The sequence below is a fragment of the Stenotrophomonas maltophilia group sp. Smal13 genome, assembly GCF_030236855.1.
In the GTDB taxonomy this organism is placed as follows: domain Bacteria; phylum Pseudomonadota; class Gammaproteobacteria; order Xanthomonadales; family Xanthomonadaceae; genus Stenotrophomonas; species Stenotrophomonas maltophilia_A.
This window is the reverse complement of record NZ_JASJSQ010000051.1, coordinates 19,552-33,742: the sequence shown is the minus strand read 5'-3', so window position 1 is coordinate 33,742 and position 14,191 is coordinate 19,552. Positions and strand designations below refer to the sequence as shown.

The following is a 14,191-nucleotide window of genomic DNA, read 5'->3' as shown; positions in this document are numbered from 1 at the left end:
GCTGCCAAGCCTACAAGGACGTACTTGCGGCGTCCCCGCACTCCGACACCGCCCCACCACCCCACAGGAAACCCGCCGTTGCTGTTGCTGTTGCTGTTGCTCCAGCTTCCAGCAGGTGCAGGGCTGCAAGCCCTGCCGAACACCATCCTTACCTCAAACGCAGCAGCAGGCTGCCACCCGCGCACACCACCGCCAGCCAGGCCACGCCGTTCCAACCCCACTGCGCCAGCGCCAGGCTGCCCAGCGCACCACCGGCGGCCATGCCGATGAACATGCCCGTGAACAGCAACGCATTGAGCCGGCTGCGTGCCGGCGGCACCAGTCCGTAGACCAACGTCTGGTGCGCCACCAGCGCCGACTGGAAGCCGAAGTCGAACAGCAGCGCGCTCACCACCAGCAGCGGTAGCAGCGCAGCGGCCGGCAGCCACGACTCGGTCAACAGCAGGCCAAAGCCCAGCAGCGCCACCGCGATCGCCAGCCGCGCCACGGCGTGGCAACCCAAGCGATCGGCGAATCGACCCGCAAACGGCGCGGCCAATGCGCCGGCCGCACCGGCAATGCCGAATGCACCCGCTGCGGCACTACCCAGCCCCAACCGTGCATGCAGCATCAGCGCGAGGGTTGACCAGAACGCGCTGAAGCCCACCGCCAGCAGCGACTGGCTGGCCACCGCACGGCGCAGCTGTGGCTGCTCCCGCCACAACGCCAGCAACGAACCCAACAACGCCGGATAGCGCAGTGTGCTGGTCGGTGCGAAGCGCGGCAGCGCACGCGCCATCACCGCTCCCATCGCCGCCACTGATACCGCGGCCAGCACGAACTGCGTGCGCCAACCCCACGCTTCGGCCACTACGCCACTGACCACCCGTGACAACAGGATTCCGAGCAGCAGGCCGGTCATCACCCGGCCGACGATCTGGCCGCGCTGCACATCCGGCGCCAGCACCGCTGCAGCCGGCACGATGTCCTGCGCCAGCGTGGCCATCAGCCCGACCAGCAGGCTGGCCATCAGCAGGCCCGGCAGGTGGCCAGCCATCGCAGCAGCGCCCAACGCCAACGCCAGCAACGCGGACTTCCACAGGATCAGGTTGCGGCGGTCGAACCGGTCGCCCAACGGCGCCAGCAGCAGAATGCCAAGCGCATATCCCAGCTGGGTCAAGGTCGGTACCAGGCCGGCGGCGCGCTCGCCGGCGCCGAGATCCTGGGCGATCAGGCCCAGCATCGGCTGGCTGTAGTAAAGCGAGGCAACCGAGAAGCCGGCGCCGGCTGCCATCGCCATCACCAGCGGGGTGGAGAGTGCGGTCGTGGGTGCCGCAGCGACGGACAGCGAGGGGGTAGACATGGGAGAGTCCGGTGGGGGAAGTGGGCGTATCCTGCCGGTATTCGCGAGGCGTCTGTAGTAGGCTTCCGCACATACACTTCATACGTAAAGCGCATGAATGACCTCGCCACCGGCGCCGATCGTCTGGATTTGCTGCGCACCTTCCTGCGCATCGTCGATGCCGGCAGCCTGTCTGCTGCGGCCGTGCAGCTGGGCACCACCCAGCCGACGGTCAGCCGCCGCCTTCAGGCCCTGGAGCGGCAGTTAGGCCTGCGCCTTCTGCAGCGCTCCACCCACGGCCTGCAGCTGACCGAGGATGGCCTGCGTTGCCAGCGCCATGCGCAACGCGTGGTCGACGAATGGGAGTCGCTACAGGCCGAACTGCACGGCGAACCGGAAACGCTGCGTGGACGCCTGCGGGTGATGGTGCCGCACGCCTTCGGCCAGGCGCAGCTGCTGCCGACCATGCTCGCGTTCCTTGCCCAGCACCCGCAGCTGAGCCTGGAGTGGATCCTTGAAGATCGTCGCCCGGATTTCATCGCAGAAGGCATCGACTGCGCGGTGCGGGTGGGTCCGGTCGACGAACCGCGCATGGTCGCACTGCCGCTCGCCGAAGTGCCGCGCATCGTCGTGGCAGCGCCCTCGCTGGTGCAGGCCACCGCGATCAGCACACCAGAACAGGCGCAGACACTGCCGTGGATCTCGCTGGTCACCTACTACCGCGAACGCCTGCTGCTGCATGACGCACAGGGCCGCGCGCATACGCTGTCGATCAGCCCGCGCCTGCTCAGCGACAACCTGTTCGTGGTGCAGCAGGCCGCATGTGCGGGGCTGGGCGCAGCGGTGGTCTCGGCCTGGCTGGTGGCCGACGATCTCGCACAAGGGCGGCTGGTGCAGCTGCTGCCGGACTGGCAGGCGCCGGCACTGCCGGTACACGTGGTGTTTCCCGCCGCGCGCCAGCAGCCGCCGCGGCTGCGCGCCTTCATCGATGCGATGAAGGCCGCACTGCCGCAATTGCATGGAATGCGGCCGGCGCCGCGTTAGGTCATCGGCCGCATCATCCACGCATGGCGTGGATCTACTGATGGTACGGGTAGATCCACGCCATGCGTGGATTCTGCCCGCCCCGCAATCAGTTGGCCTTGGCCGCCTCGGCATTCCACGCTGCGACCCTGGCCTTGGTGTCGGCCAGCATCTTGTCCAGCGCGGCGCGGTCATACACGTTGCCGCGCAGGATCACGCTGTCGATCTTTTCGGTGGCAGCAATGTCCTGCAGTGGGTTGGCGGTCAGCAGTACCAGATCGGCGGCCTTGCCCTGTGCGACACCACCGTAGCGGTCCATCTGGCCGAACCAGGCCGGGCCGGAACGGGTTGCGGCCGACAGCGCCTGCGGTGCGCTCAGGCCTTCCTTCACGAACAGCTGCAATTCCTGGTGCAGGGCGATGCCCGGGAAGTTGAACGAGTTGAGGAAGCCCGCATCGGTGCCCGCAATGATCGTCACACCGGCTTCCTGCAGCATCGGCAGCACCGCGGCCACCTGGTGGTACTGCGCGTGGCGCGCTTCGATCTGTGCCGGCGTGGCCTTCGCCGCGCGGTCCACGCGCCACTGGTAGGTCGCGCGCAGGCCCGGGCCGATGTAGGCCAGGTACGGATCGTTGGCGTGGTCATCCTGGTCAAGGAAATCGAGGATGCGGCCACCGTTGAGGGTCGGGGTCACGAACACGCCGCGCTTGGCGAAATCGCGGTAGGCGTGCATCGCCGTATCACGATCGAAGCTGGCGTCGAGGCGGCGGTTGGCTTCGGCGCGGTCGATGCGACCGGCACCGAAGTCGGCGGCGATCTGCGCTTCGTCCTTGCTGCCGGCCTTGAATGCATAATCCAGATGCTCGATCGAGGCCAGGCCTGCATCGACCGCCTGTTCCACGGTCAGCGCCATCGGAATGTGACCCGAGGCCTTGAACCCGGCCTTGCGCGCAGCACTGGCCGAGTACAGGAACAGCTCCGGCTTCAGCGTGCTGTCGGTGATCTTCACGAAATCAACCTTGTCGTGCTGCAGGCGGGCGATCGCCTTGTCGGCGTCGGCCTCGCTTCCCACTTCGATCGTACCCTTCCAGACCGGCTTGATGCCTTCGATCTTCGCGCCCGAACTGAGCAGGCGCGGACCAAACAGCGTGCCCTTGGCGATCTCGCCGCGCCACTGCAGCACCTGCTCGGGCAGGTCACCGGAACAGTCGCGCACGGTGGTGATGCCGTGCGCGATATATAGCGGCAGCAGCGCCTTGTTCTCTTCGATCAGCGCCGGGCCACCACCGAAGTGCACGTGCATGTCCCACAGCCCCGGAATCAGGTACTTGCCCTTGGCATCGATCTGGCGGGCCGCGCTCCACTGGCTGCGCAGCTGCGCGTCCGGGCCGACGGCGACGATGTCCTCGCCACGGATCACCACGCTCTGCCCGGCCAAGGTGCTGGCGTGCTCGACATCGACCACGGTGGCATTGCGGATCAGCAGGTCGGCGCGCTCGGCAGCAGACGCCGACAGCGGCGCCACCGCAAGGAGGATGGCAAGGGACAACGGACGGGAACGGAACATGGACAGCATCCTGATGGGCACGCCCAGCGTGCGGGTGGAAGGGGTTTGCATTCAGCGCACCGCGCCGTGCTGGCGCAGCAGGGTTTCAATTCCGGTATAGCCGCGCTGGCGCGCGTGGGCCAGCGGCGTTACGCCGTCGCCGTCGGCCAGCTCAGGGTCGGCACCTGCCTCCAGCAGCAGCTGCACGATCTGTACATGGCGCGCACCACCGTCACCCAGCAGGATTGCTTCCAGCAGCGCGGTCCAGTGCAGGCGGTTGACATGGTCCACCTCAACACCGGCACGCAGCAGCGTGCGCACAGTGGCGACGTGGCCGCGCTCGGCGGCGGGAATCAATGCGGTGCCGCCATAGCGGTTGGTGCTGCGCAGATCGGCGCCATGCGCCAGGGTCATCGCCAGGATCTCGTCCAGGCCACGCGCGCCGGCGTACAGGTAGGCGCTGTCCTGCATGGCGTCCTTGGCATTGACGTCGGCGCCGGCTTCGATCAGTTCACGCGCGGCGTCTACATTGTTGCCATGCGTGGCCAGCAGCAGCGCGGTGCGGCCCTGGCCATCGCGCGCCTCCAGCGTGGCGCCATCCTCGATCGCCTGTCGCAGCGCATCGGCATCGCCACGGCTGGCAGCATCGCGCAGGCGGCCATCGACGTCGGCTTTGGACGTTGCGGTGCAGGCCGGGGAGACCATGGCCAGCAGGAACAACAGCAGCACGCGCGCGAACGGCGCAGGCCAGCCAGGGGAACGATGGACGCGCATGACGGTGTCTCCTCATGACCGTCGCCACGGAACGCCGTGCGACGGTAGCAACAGCCGGGCATTGCCGGCCCCTGCCCTGCATGGTAGAAGTCGGCATTGGTATCCAGAAGTGAAATGTTCAAATGCAAGACAGTGCCAAATCGAATAGAACCCTGTTCGAACTGGACCTGCTGCGGGCGCTGGTGATGGTGGCCGACTGCGGCAGCTTCACCACGGCGGCCACGCGCCTGCATTCGACCCAGTCCACGGTCAGCCAGAAGGTGCGCCGGCTGGAGGAACTGGCCGGGCATCGCCTGCTCGAACGCGGCCACCGCGACGTACACCCCACCGATGCCGGCCACACCCTGCTCGGCTACGCGCGGCGCATGCTCGACCTGAACGAGGAAATGGCACAGGCGCTGGCCGGCGCCACCGTGGAAACCGCGGTGCGCATCGGTGTGCCCGAGGACTTCGTCAACGCGCAGACCACACGCATGCTGGCCGCTTTCAGCCGTCGCCACCCGCAGGTGAAGCTGGAGATCAGCAGCGGCCTCAGCCGTGACCTCGCGCAGGGCTTCGACCACGGCGAGCTGGACCTGGTGCTGGTCAAGCAACGCCGCAACAGCCGCCAGGCGGTGCATTGCCGGCGCGAGCCGATGCACTGGATCGACAGCCTGCGCAGCAGCTGCCTGCAGCAGGACCCGCTGCCGCTGGTCACCTTCCCGCCACGCGGGCTGTACCGCGACGAGATGATCCACGCCGTGGAGGCGCTGGGCCTGCGCTGGCGCATCGCCTTCACCAGTTCGTCGCTGAGTGGCATCCAGGGTGCGGTGGCCGATGGCATCGGCATCAGCCTGCTGCCGCGCCGCGCGGTCACCCGCGAACACCGCATCATCGATGGCGAGCGCGAGCTGCCGGTGATCGACAACTACGAGATCGGCCTGCTGCATCGCTCCGATGCCGATGATGCCGTGCGAGCGCTGGCCAGCGAACTGTGGCGCCAGGTGCAGCGCGAACCGGACTGAGCACGGTAGATCCACGCCATGCGTGGATGCCTTTCGCGCATCAAGCATCGAAACTTGGCCAATCCGGCCGCACGGCGGGCAACATCGCCTCGTAGAGTGCCCGTTGTTTCCGTGCCCCACGGCGCCTCGCCATGTCCGACGAAATCCCTACCCGCTTCGATCCCCTGCCCGCTGCCCTGCAGACGCATCTGCAGCACCAGCGCTCGCTGATCGCCGCGCGCGTGGCCGCCGGCTTTCCCACCCTGCCGGTGCAGTGGCCGTTGGCGGCCACCACGTTGCAGCGCGTGGTCGATGCCGAGCTGATCGACCGTGATGACGGCGATGGCTGGGAAGCGCTGGGCGTGGCGTTCGGTGACACCCTGGCCCAGCGCGTGCCGGGCCTGGCCTGGATGCAGGTCACCGATGCCTGGGGCATCGACGCGGTGCTGCGCTATGCCGACAGCAGCCTGCAGATCGGCGCCAGCACGCTGCTGCTCAAGCGCATCGAGCAGGGCGAGCTCATCGACATCGCCCATCTGCTGGCGTGGCTTGAGGAATTTGTCGCCACCCGCGCCGACGATTACGCCTGATTGGTAGATCCACGCCATGCGTGGATGATTGAGACCACGCGATGGTGCCATCCACGCCATGACGTGGATCTACAGCCAGCGGCCGTCGACCACCACGCGGCGCTCCACCGGCACTCCGGCCACGGCGGCCGGGCCGTGGTCGGCACGCACGGCCACGAACGTCGCCGGCCAGCCTTCGGCAATGCCATGCTGCGGCAGGCCGATCACCTGCGCGGCGTGGGTCGTGACCATGTCCAGCGCCAGCATCAGGTCGGCGTCGATGTAGAACCCGGAACGGTAGCCCAGCAACATCGCGCGCTGCAGCAGGTCGCCATTGCCATACGGCCACCAGCAGTCGCGGATGTTGTCATTGCCTGCGAACACGCGCACACCGGCATCATGCAGCGCGCGCAGCGGCGGGAACGGATGATCGCCCGGAGCGTTGCTCATGATCGCCACACCCGCCGTGGCCAGTGCTTCGCCCACCTGCAGCGCGCGCGCCAGCGGCACTTCGCCCAGCGAATAGGCATGGCTGACCGCAACCCGCCCCTGCAGGCCGGCGGCCCGCGTCCGCGCCGCGATGCGCAGCAGCTGGGCCAGGCCGGTTTCGCCGGGCTCGTGCAGATGGATGTCCAGCTGCACGCCGTAACGCTCGGCCAGGCCGAACAGCAGCGCCAGCTGGCCTTCGGCATCACCATCGAGCGTGGTCGGGTCGATGCCGCCGAGCACCTCCACGCCCGCGGCAAGCGCCTGCTCCAGTACGGCGGCGGTGCCGGGACAGGACATCACCCCGGCCTGCGGAAACGCCACCAGCTGGATCCGCATGATGTCGGCGCAGCGCAGTGCCGCCTCGCGCACCGCTTCGAGATGGCCGAGACCGGTGCTGCCGTCGATATCGACATGGCAGCGCATCGCCACCGTACCGAAAGCACTGCATTGGCGGATCAGCGCCTCGGCACGGTCCACCATCGGTGCCGCACCCGCCACCGCCGCCTTCTCCACCGCCAGCCGCTCACGCAGGCTGTTCACCGGCTGGTGCGGGTGCCAACGGTCGCCGACGAAACTCTTGTCCAGGTGGATATGGCCGTCGACCAGCCCGGGCAGCACCGCGAAGCCCTTCAGATCGACGCATTCCGCCCCTTCAGCCGGCGCCGCCTCGCCATTGAGCCCGCTGATGCGGCCATCACGGATATGGAAATGCAGTGGCGCGCCGTCGCGGTCGACACCACCGTGGATGAACTGCAGGGTCATCGGGAATTCCCGGAAAGCCAAGACTGGCGCCATCCTGCGCCTCGATAGTGCCATCGGCCAACGAAATATCTGGATGGCACGCATTCACCAGAACGATGATTCCCCCTGCGACAACCGGTTGCAGCCACGCCGTGCACACCCCTGAACGGGTAACATGGGCGCCTGTTTCCGCTGTGATGCCACATGGGCCCGTCCGACCGCCACGATCGTCTCCGCCGCTGGCAGGCCGCGTCCCTGCTTGCCGCCGCTCCGATCGCCAGCCTGTCCGCCACTGATGCTGCGGCCGCCGCGCCGCTGCAGTCGCCGCCGGGCCAGCAGCGCATCGCCCCGGCTGCGCTGGTCGAGCGCCTGCACCAGCGCGTGCTGTCCGGGCAGAGCGCCACCGCCACGCTGGAACACTGGTGCGCCGAGCACGGCCTGGCCGAACAGGCGCGGGTGCGCGCCGTGCGCATACACGGCCAGGACAAGCCGGCCCCCGCTGACGTGCTGCAGGCGCTGGGCGTGAAGCCGGGTACCGACCTGCGCTATCGCCGCGTGCAGCTGGTCTGCGGCAGCCGCGTGCTGTCCGAGGCCGACAACTGGTACCTGCCTGGTCACCTCAGCCCGGCCATGAACCAGGTGCTGGACAGCACCGACGAACCGTTCGGTCGCGTGGTCGGCCCGCTGGGCTTCCAGCGCCAGACCCTGGCTGACCAGACGTTCTGGCCGCCGCGGGGCGAAGGCGATCACGGCGTGATCCTGGAAGTGCGTGCCCTGCTGCGCGACCGCCAGCAGCAGCCTTTCAGCTACGTCATCGAGTCGTACCTGCAGCAGGCGCTTCCGTAACGCGCCGCGGCGCCGGGCATCCGCCGGCTACGGGCCCGTGATGGCGTTGGCTGCAGGATCCACCGAGAACACGAAGCGCCCACCACGCTGGTCCCTGCCCCATGTCATCGGCGCCGTGGTCAGACTGTAGACCGGGGCCGCCTTGTCCGTGCCGATCGCCTCGGACCAGGCACTGAAATCCTCATCGGTACGGCTTCGGATCTCGCCAACACACAGGCTGTAGCCACAGGCGAAAGACACCAGCGTGCCGTCGCTGCCGATGAGCCGGGTCGCGGCCGTCCTGTAGAGCCGGGTCAGGTCCTGCACTTCCGGGTGGCCAGCCGCATCGCGCTCGAACTGGCTGATCGCCTGCGCGAAAGCCTTGTCGGAACCCAGCAGCGCCTCGCTCTTCTGCACGGACACCGCACCCTCGCTCAGCAGCATGCGCTCGCCCTCGAGGAAGTGCCCCTCCGGTTGCCCGAGCCCAGCGGCAGCCGTCGTGGCACTCGATGCCGTTGCCGCGCGCGATGGCCCAGCGTGCTCCGCTGGCTGCGCGTGAGACTGCGCAGGCGCGGCATTGGCCACCTCCGCGGCATCCTCCACGCTGGCCGCCTGCCTGCCACTGCAACCTGCAATGGCCACCACTGCAATCACACTCCCCACCCTGACATCCATGCGCATCCTCCTCCGGGTAGCGCCACAGCATGCCACGCGCGCAGCGGCAACACGGGTGCACTGCACAAAGAAAAGCCCAGCAATGCTGGGCCTTTCGTTCGCCTGCGGAATCAGCGGAACCGGTAGTCCAGTTGCACCCAGTACTGGCGGCCATATGGGTCGTAGTTGCCAACCGGATAGAACGGCCAGCCGCCTCCGTTTTTGTCCGCCGGCGGGCGGCTGTCACGCAGGTTGTTGACGATCACACCCACCGACAGGTTCTCGCCGAACTGGCGGAACACGCTGGCGTTGTAGGTCATGTACGGCGCGATGCGGCCACTGCCATCGGTCTTCGGCAGCGAGCCGAAGCGGTTGCCGTACAGCGTGGTGGTCCAGTCACCCTGGTTCCAGGTGATGCTGCCGTTGGCCTTGCTGCGCCACTGGTAGTCATCCAGCGAATTGCGGATGTCACGCTCCGGATCATCGGAGAACTGTCGGTATTTGTGCTCCAGCACCACGGTGTAGGCCAGGCGCGTGGTGAAGCGGCCATAGCGGCCGGCATCGAAACGCCAGTTGCCCTTCAGGTCCAGGCCGCGAACCGATTCGGAGGCCGCGTTGATCGGATTGATCAGCACGCGGGTCACCTGGTCCGGCTGCACGGTGGCATTGGATGGATTGCGGATCACCCGCGACAGCGCGTCCTGGCACAGCGGCGAACCGATATCGCGCGCTTCGCCGCCCAGCGTCCGGCCCAGGCGGCAATCGGCCTCATCACGCAGGATGCGGCTGGTATCGAGGCTGGTCACTTCGTTGTCGATGCGGATGTCGTAGTAGTCAGCGCTGAAATCCAGGCCGGACAGCGGCGACCAGACCACGCCGAAACCATACGACTTGGCCGATTCCGGCTGCAGCTGCGCATTGGCGCGGTTGCTGTAATCAATCGACAGGCCGTTGTAATCGCAGTTGTCGTACGACTGGCCCGCAGTGCGGCAGCGCCAGTAATCGGTCATGCCCGGATTGTAGCCGCGGGTTTCGGTGGCAAACACGTAGTTCATGTCCGGCGCACGGAAGCTGGTCGCCGCCGTACCACGGATCAGCAGGCTCTCGATCGGACGGAACTCGACGCCGAAACTCCAGGTGGCCTTGCCGATGTGCTCGCCACCGGCACGGTACTGGTCATAACGACCGGCCAGGGTGGTGGTCAGCGACTGCAGCAGCGGCAATTGCAGCTCCACACCTGCAGCGTAGCGGTCACGCTCGCCACCGGCGCCGACGCCTGCACTGGTGTTCCAGAACTCGCCGCTGCCCAGGCGCGGGTCCGGTCGGTTGCGATAGCCCTGGCTGCCGGCCTCGACCACCGCTGCCAACGCCGCATCGCCCCCAGGCAGCGCGAACAGGCGGCCATTGACGCTGGCGCTGAAGGTCTGCAGCCATGCCGCGTTACGGCTTTCCTGGTAGTCGGACAGCCCCTCGTACTCGTTCGGGGTCAACGGCTGGAACAGGCGCGCCGGATCCGGCGCATAGACCTCAACGCCGTTGCGCACACCCAGCTTGGGGCCGAGCAGGTATTCGTTGATGCCGGCCAGCAGTACCGGGCGGCGGGTGCGGTTCTCGTATCGCGAGCGGCTGTAGACCGCCTCATAGTCCCAGCCGCTGTCGCCGATCTGGCCACGTGCGCCGACGTTGAACGACCACGAGTTTTCCAGGAAGCGGTTGGCATTGCGCGGCAGCCCGCCGATTTCCTCCGGCGCGAAGCGGCGGTACCAGCTTTCCAGGTTGCCGGTGGTCTGGTTGTAGAAGTAGTTGCGGGCCGAGGTCCAGGTCGGCGCACGCGTGTTGTTGTAGATCCGCGCGCTGCCCACGGCGACATCGGCAAACAGGTCAGTGGTCTCGTTGACGTGGAAGGTCAGCAGGCCATAGCCATTGAGGTTGCGCTTCTGGGTCTGCACGGTCCAGTAGCTGGCGGCGGCCTCGTTGCTGCCGCAGTACCAGCCCTGGCGAGGGTTGAAGGCGCGGAACACGCTGCCGCCATAGATGTCAGACGCCCCGTCGCAGCCAGTGACGCCCGGATCGATGTTGCGGCCGGTGGCGGCATTGCGGCGATAGGCGATCGCGGTCGCCTGCGGTGCCTTGCCGGCCGGATCATCGTCCAGCGAATCCATGAAATCGCGCTGGCGCGCGTGGATCGCCTTGCGCACATCGAACTCGAAGCCGAACAGCGCATCCCAACGCTCGCCGGAACTACCACCGACCACCTGCGCGCGCTGGTTGTCGCCGCCGCCCTGCTGGGTGCCACCGGCGCGCACGTTCACATCCACGCCCTCAAAGCGGTCCTTGAGGATGATGTTGACCACGCCGGCGATCGCATCGGAGCCGTATACCGCAGACGCACCTGCCGCCAGGACCTCGATGCGCTCGATCAGCGCACTGGGAATGTTGGCCAGGTTGACCACGTTCACCGACCCTTCGTAGGCCAGCGGGTAGTCGGCCTGGCGGCGGCCGTTGACCAGCACCAGCGTGCGATTCGGGCCCAGCCCGCGCAGGTTGATGGTGTTGGCGGCCGGGGTGAAGGTGTTGCCGAAGTCCTCGCCCTGTACGTTGCCGGTGTTCTCGGTCAGCGCGCTCAGTGCGTCGAAGGCATTGCGGTAGCCCTGCGCATCGATCTGCTCGCGGCTGATCACCGTCACCGGCGACGGGCCCTCGACACTGGCGCGTGGAATGCGCGAGCCGGTGACCTTCACTTCCTGCAATGTGGTGGGTGCGCTTTCCTGCGCGAAGGCCGGCATCGAGACCAGCATCAGGGACGACAGTGCGAGCACCAGCGGACGCGGGCGCAGCGCCTTGTGGGAGGCGGACATGGGCTTCCTGGGGAGTTGGGCGGGTGGTGGTACGGGGGCAGCGGCCTGTACGGCGCATAACGATCCCGTAACGAAAGTGTCCTGAATGGGGGGTTTCAACGGAAATGACCAGGCCTGATGGCCTTATGCCTGAACCGAATCAGACCCGCAGTGCCATACACCACACTTTTGCAATGTTTTGAATGGTGCAGGGCTGCAGGCACGGCCATCGTGCCGGGGATGATGACCCCGTACCCCACTTCCCTCCTTCCCCCATTGCGCCCGGTGCTGCGCCGTCACCTGCTGCAGCTGCAGGCCGCACCGGTCACCCTGCGCCCTTTCCAGCGTGCCGACCTGCCGCGCTGGCGCCTGTTCGATGACCGCCGCCGGCGCGGCCGCCGCGATCCGTCCGTCATCGATGAGGAAGCGCGCTTCCTCGCCCACATGCATCGCTCACGCCTGGAACAGGACAACGACCAGCTGCTGCTGGGGGTGTTCGATGACGAGCACGGCAACGTACTGGACCAGCTGCACGTACGGCTGCAATCACTACACGCGCGCAGCGCCGAACTGCTGTCGCTGCAGCATTGGCACCCGCATGCCGACGCGGCGCTGCAGGCGCTGTGCCCGTTCCTGTTCGAGGACGTCGGCCTGCATCGCCTGTTCGTGATGCTGCCACCGGACTGCAGTGATCCGTTCGCCACCGCGCTGCAGGCCTTCGGCTTCGAGCAGGAAGGCCTGCTGCGCGACCATCATCTGGATCTGGATGGCTGGCAGGATCGCCAGCTGCTGGCGCTGACCGCACCCATGTGGCGGAGCAAGCACAGGATGCTGGACTAGCGCACCCGCTCCAGCGCGTTGCCGGCACCGGTCAGCACCGAGCAGGCGTGGTCCTGCAGCTCTTCGGCGCTGGCCTCGTTGCCGGTGCCCGCGTCCACACGGGTGGCCAGCAGGATGAAGCCCGGGACGCCCTGCACGGCGTCCCGGCCCGCCACAACCAGGCTCCACTGGCCGACGTCGTCCACGCCTGCGAGGTCGTAGGCCAGCAGATTGAGCGGATTGGCGGTCAGTTCTGCGCCCGGCAGCAGGCGTGCCTGGTACTGATGGCCGCGCAGCAGCACCGGCAGCGGTGTCCACTGGCTGCCCAGAGCGGCAGCATGCGTGTCCAGCGCCTGCAGCACGTCGGCACGCAGGCAATCCACGTGAATATGCAGCTGGTGCTGCGAGCGGCCATGCGGTGAATTCAGCGCCAGGCTGGCGACGTTGCGCGGCAGCGGTTGGCCCAGCGCCCGTTCGGTGTGGGTGCGGGCCAGCCAGGCCGCGCCGAAGTAGTTGGGTGCACCACGCTGGTACAGGCTGCGGCTCTCGATGCCGCTGACCTTGTCCAGCGGCATCAGCAGGAACTGGTAGTCGCCGTGCGCGTCCTTGACCAGCACATCGCGGCGGTCTGCTGCCGTCTCCACCCGCAGGCAATCGCCACGCGGGCCTTCGGCGCCCTGGCAGTCACGTTCAATCAATCGCCACAATGCATCGGAATGGGCCGGAGGCGGAGGCGCGCTGGCACAGGCAGACAACAGCAGCAGGGACGACAGCAGGAAGGGGCGCAAGGACACGGCACGACTCACGGAGCAGGCACGGCAGACAGCGCCGCGCTGCATTCTAGCCAGTGCAACGCTGCAATCAGTAGGTGCCGAACGGCACTTCAACCACGATCGGGGCGGCACCCTCGCCGGCCTGCAGGCTGTAGCGGTCCAGCGCGCCATCGTCATCGGCGTGCGGCTGGCGCTGGAAATGCAGCGGGTAGCGGCTGTCCCCCAGGCGCACGGCACTGCCGTCGGCCTCCAGCGCGGCACCTTCCGGAATCAGCAGACCGCCCAGGTCGCTGTAGGCGCCAGGTACATCGGCGAAGCTGTAGTCGGCCAGCTCGTCCACCCGCTGCATCGCATAGACGTGCGGCACATAGGGTCGTGCAGGGCTACGGCCATTGCTCAGGTCCGTCACCCAGGCCTGCGGCAGGTGGTACTCCCCGCGCAGCGCAGCGACGCCCAGCGAGGGGCTGGCCACCTGCAGGCAGCACACCGCCCGCTTGCCCTCGCGGTCGAGGATGGCGAAACGGTCGCCGCGGGTGGCCGCCTGCGGCAGCATGGCGAAGGCCAGGTTACGCTGCGCCGGCGCGTAGCCGGATTCGGTCTGCAGGTTGCGCCAGGCGCCGAATACCGGGGATTGGACCTGCTCGGATTCCGGATCGGCAGCGGAGGCGGCAAACGCCACGCCCAGCAACGACAACATCAGGGCCGTCATTGTCTTGTCCTTGCCGCGGAAACTGCCTGCCGTCATACCGTATCCAACACCTGCGCCGGAAAGGCCCGGCCTGCCCGCTGGCGTACTGCCAGCTATTCCTCCCACTATGCAATGACCACGCTGTGCCG

Annotated in this window: 13 protein-coding genes; 5 read left to right on the top strand and 8 right to left on the bottom strand. The window is 67.5% G+C overall.

Annotation, left to right across the window (positions count from 1 at the left end; all coding sequences use genetic code 11):
• Positions 1-148 precede the first annotated feature (148 nt).
• Positions 149-1,342 carry an MFS transporter gene (locus QRO95_RS16320; protein WP_285303009.1) on the bottom strand — a complete coding sequence of 398 codons (1,194 nt, stop codon included), beginning with the start codon at positions 1,340-1,342 and terminating at the stop codon, positions 149-151.
• A gap of 93 nt (positions 1,343-1,435) precedes the next feature.
• On the opposite strand from QRO95_RS16320, the gene QRO95_RS16315 reads away from it, so the two are divergent.
• Positions 1,436-2,365 (top strand): LysR family transcriptional regulator, encoded by a 930-nt coding sequence (locus tag QRO95_RS16315; protein ID WP_285303008.1) that lies wholly within the window; start codon positions 1,436-1,438, stop codon positions 2,363-2,365.
• 88 nt (positions 2,366-2,453) lie between these two features.
• Here QRO95_RS16315 and QRO95_RS16310 read toward each other — a convergent pair whose 3' ends face one another.
• Positions 2,454-3,911, bottom strand: a complete 1,458-nt coding sequence (locus QRO95_RS16310) for an amidohydrolase family protein (RefSeq protein ID WP_049398460.1) — start codon at positions 3,909-3,911, stop codon at positions 2,454-2,456.
• Between the two features lie 51 nt (positions 3,912-3,962).
• On the bottom strand, positions 3,963-4,664 hold the full coding sequence (locus tag QRO95_RS16305) for an ankyrin repeat domain-containing protein (protein WP_285303007.1): 702 nt from the start codon (positions 4,662-4,664) through the stop codon (positions 3,963-3,965).
• Between the two features lie 122 nt (positions 4,665-4,786).
• On the opposite strand from QRO95_RS16305, the gene QRO95_RS16300 reads away from it, so the two are divergent.
• Positions 4,787-5,668, top strand: coding sequence for a LysR substrate-binding domain-containing protein (locus tag QRO95_RS16300; protein ID WP_285303006.1), 882 nt, complete (start codon positions 4,787-4,789; stop codon positions 5,666-5,668).
• A gap of 131 nt (positions 5,669-5,799) precedes the next feature.
• Positions 5,800-6,237 carry a DUF3806 domain-containing protein gene (locus QRO95_RS16295; protein ID WP_121503529.1) on the top strand — a complete coding sequence of 146 codons (438 nt, stop codon included), beginning with the start codon at positions 5,800-5,802 and terminating at the stop codon, positions 6,235-6,237.
• A gap of 69 nt (positions 6,238-6,306) precedes the next feature.
• Here QRO95_RS16295 and QRO95_RS16290 read toward each other — a convergent pair whose 3' ends face one another.
• On the bottom strand, positions 6,307-7,467 hold the full coding sequence (locus QRO95_RS16290) for an amidohydrolase family protein (protein ID WP_285303005.1): 1,161 nt from the start codon (positions 7,465-7,467) through the stop codon (positions 6,307-6,309).
• Positions 7,468-7,650: 183 nt separating this feature from the next.
• Between QRO95_RS16290 and QRO95_RS16285 the strand changes: the two genes are divergently transcribed.
• Positions 7,651-8,292 carry a hypothetical protein gene (locus QRO95_RS16285; protein ID WP_049398456.1) on the top strand — a complete coding sequence of 214 codons (642 nt, stop codon included), beginning with the start codon at positions 7,651-7,653 and terminating at the stop codon, positions 8,290-8,292.
• A 27-nt stretch (positions 8,293-8,319) separates the two neighbouring features.
• On the opposite strand, the gene QRO95_RS16280 is transcribed toward QRO95_RS16285, so the two are convergent.
• Positions 8,320-8,946, bottom strand: coding sequence for a hypothetical protein (locus QRO95_RS16280; RefSeq protein ID WP_285303004.1), 627 nt, complete (start codon positions 8,944-8,946; stop codon positions 8,320-8,322).
• Between the two features lie 110 nt (positions 8,947-9,056).
• The gene (locus tag QRO95_RS16275; protein WP_253143703.1) at positions 9,057-11,783 is read right to left on the bottom strand and encodes a TonB-dependent siderophore receptor; all 2,727 of its coding nucleotides are present in this window, start codon (positions 11,781-11,783) and stop codon (positions 9,057-9,059) included.
• Positions 11,784-12,002: 219 nt separating this feature from the next.
• Between QRO95_RS16275 and QRO95_RS16270 the strand changes: the two genes are divergently transcribed.
• Positions 12,003-12,602 carry a GNAT family N-acetyltransferase gene (locus QRO95_RS16270; protein WP_285303003.1) on the top strand — a complete coding sequence of 200 codons (600 nt, stop codon included), beginning with the start codon at positions 12,003-12,005 and terminating at the stop codon, positions 12,600-12,602.
• On the opposite strand, the gene QRO95_RS16265 is transcribed toward QRO95_RS16270, so the two are convergent.
• Positions 12,599-13,375 carry a CDP-diacylglycerol diphosphatase gene (locus QRO95_RS16265; protein ID WP_125895867.1) on the bottom strand — a complete coding sequence of 259 codons (777 nt, stop codon included), beginning with the start codon at positions 13,373-13,375 and terminating at the stop codon, positions 12,599-12,601. The genes QRO95_RS16270 and QRO95_RS16265 overlap by 4 nt on opposite strands.
• A 67-nt stretch (positions 13,376-13,442) precedes the next feature.
• Positions 13,443-14,099 carry a hypothetical protein gene (locus tag QRO95_RS16260; protein WP_032128104.1) on the bottom strand — a complete coding sequence of 219 codons (657 nt, stop codon included), beginning with the start codon at positions 14,097-14,099 and terminating at the stop codon, positions 13,443-13,445.
• Positions 14,100-14,191: the final 92 nt, after the last annotated feature.

Excerpts from the sequence above, each read along its gene's own strand:
- QRO95_RS16320 (WP_285303009.1), bottom strand. The coding sequence starts at position 1,342 with ATGTCTACCCCCTCGCTGTCCGTCGCTGCGGCACCCACGACCGCACTC.
- QRO95_RS16315 (WP_285303008.1), top strand. The coding sequence starts at position 1,436 with ATGAATGACCTCGCCACCGGCGCCGATCGTCTGGATTTGCTGCGCACC.
- QRO95_RS16310 (WP_049398460.1), bottom strand. The coding sequence starts at position 3,911 with ATGTTCCGTTCCCGTCCGTTGTCCCTTGCCATCCTCCTTGCGGTGGCG.
- QRO95_RS16305 (WP_285303007.1), bottom strand. The coding sequence starts at position 4,664 with ATGCGCGTCCATCGTTCCCCTGGCTGGCCTGCGCCGTTCGCGCGCGTG.
- QRO95_RS16300 (WP_285303006.1), top strand. The coding sequence starts at position 4,787 with ATGCAAGACAGTGCCAAATCGAATAGAACCCTGTTCGAACTGGACCTG.
- QRO95_RS16295 (WP_121503529.1), top strand. The coding sequence starts at position 5,800 with ATGTCCGACGAAATCCCTACCCGCTTCGATCCCCTGCCCGCTGCCCTG.
- QRO95_RS16290 (WP_285303005.1), bottom strand. The coding sequence starts at position 7,467 with ATGACCCTGCAGTTCATCCACGGTGGTGTCGACCGCGACGGCGCGCCA.
- QRO95_RS16285 (WP_049398456.1), top strand. The coding sequence starts at position 7,651 with ATGGGCCCGTCCGACCGCCACGATCGTCTCCGCCGCTGGCAGGCCGCG.
- QRO95_RS16280 (WP_285303004.1), bottom strand. The coding sequence starts at position 8,946 with ATGGATGTCAGGGTGGGGAGTGTGATTGCAGTGGTGGCCATTGCAGGT.
- QRO95_RS16275 (WP_253143703.1), bottom strand. The coding sequence starts at position 11,783 with ATGTCCGCCTCCCACAAGGCGCTGCGCCCGCGTCCGCTGGTGCTCGCA.
- QRO95_RS16270 (WP_285303003.1), top strand. The coding sequence starts at position 12,003 with ATGATGACCCCGTACCCCACTTCCCTCCTTCCCCCATTGCGCCCGGTG.
- QRO95_RS16260 (WP_032128104.1), bottom strand. The coding sequence starts at position 14,099 with ATGACGGCAGGCAGTTTCCGCGGCAAGGACAAGACAATGACGGCCCTG.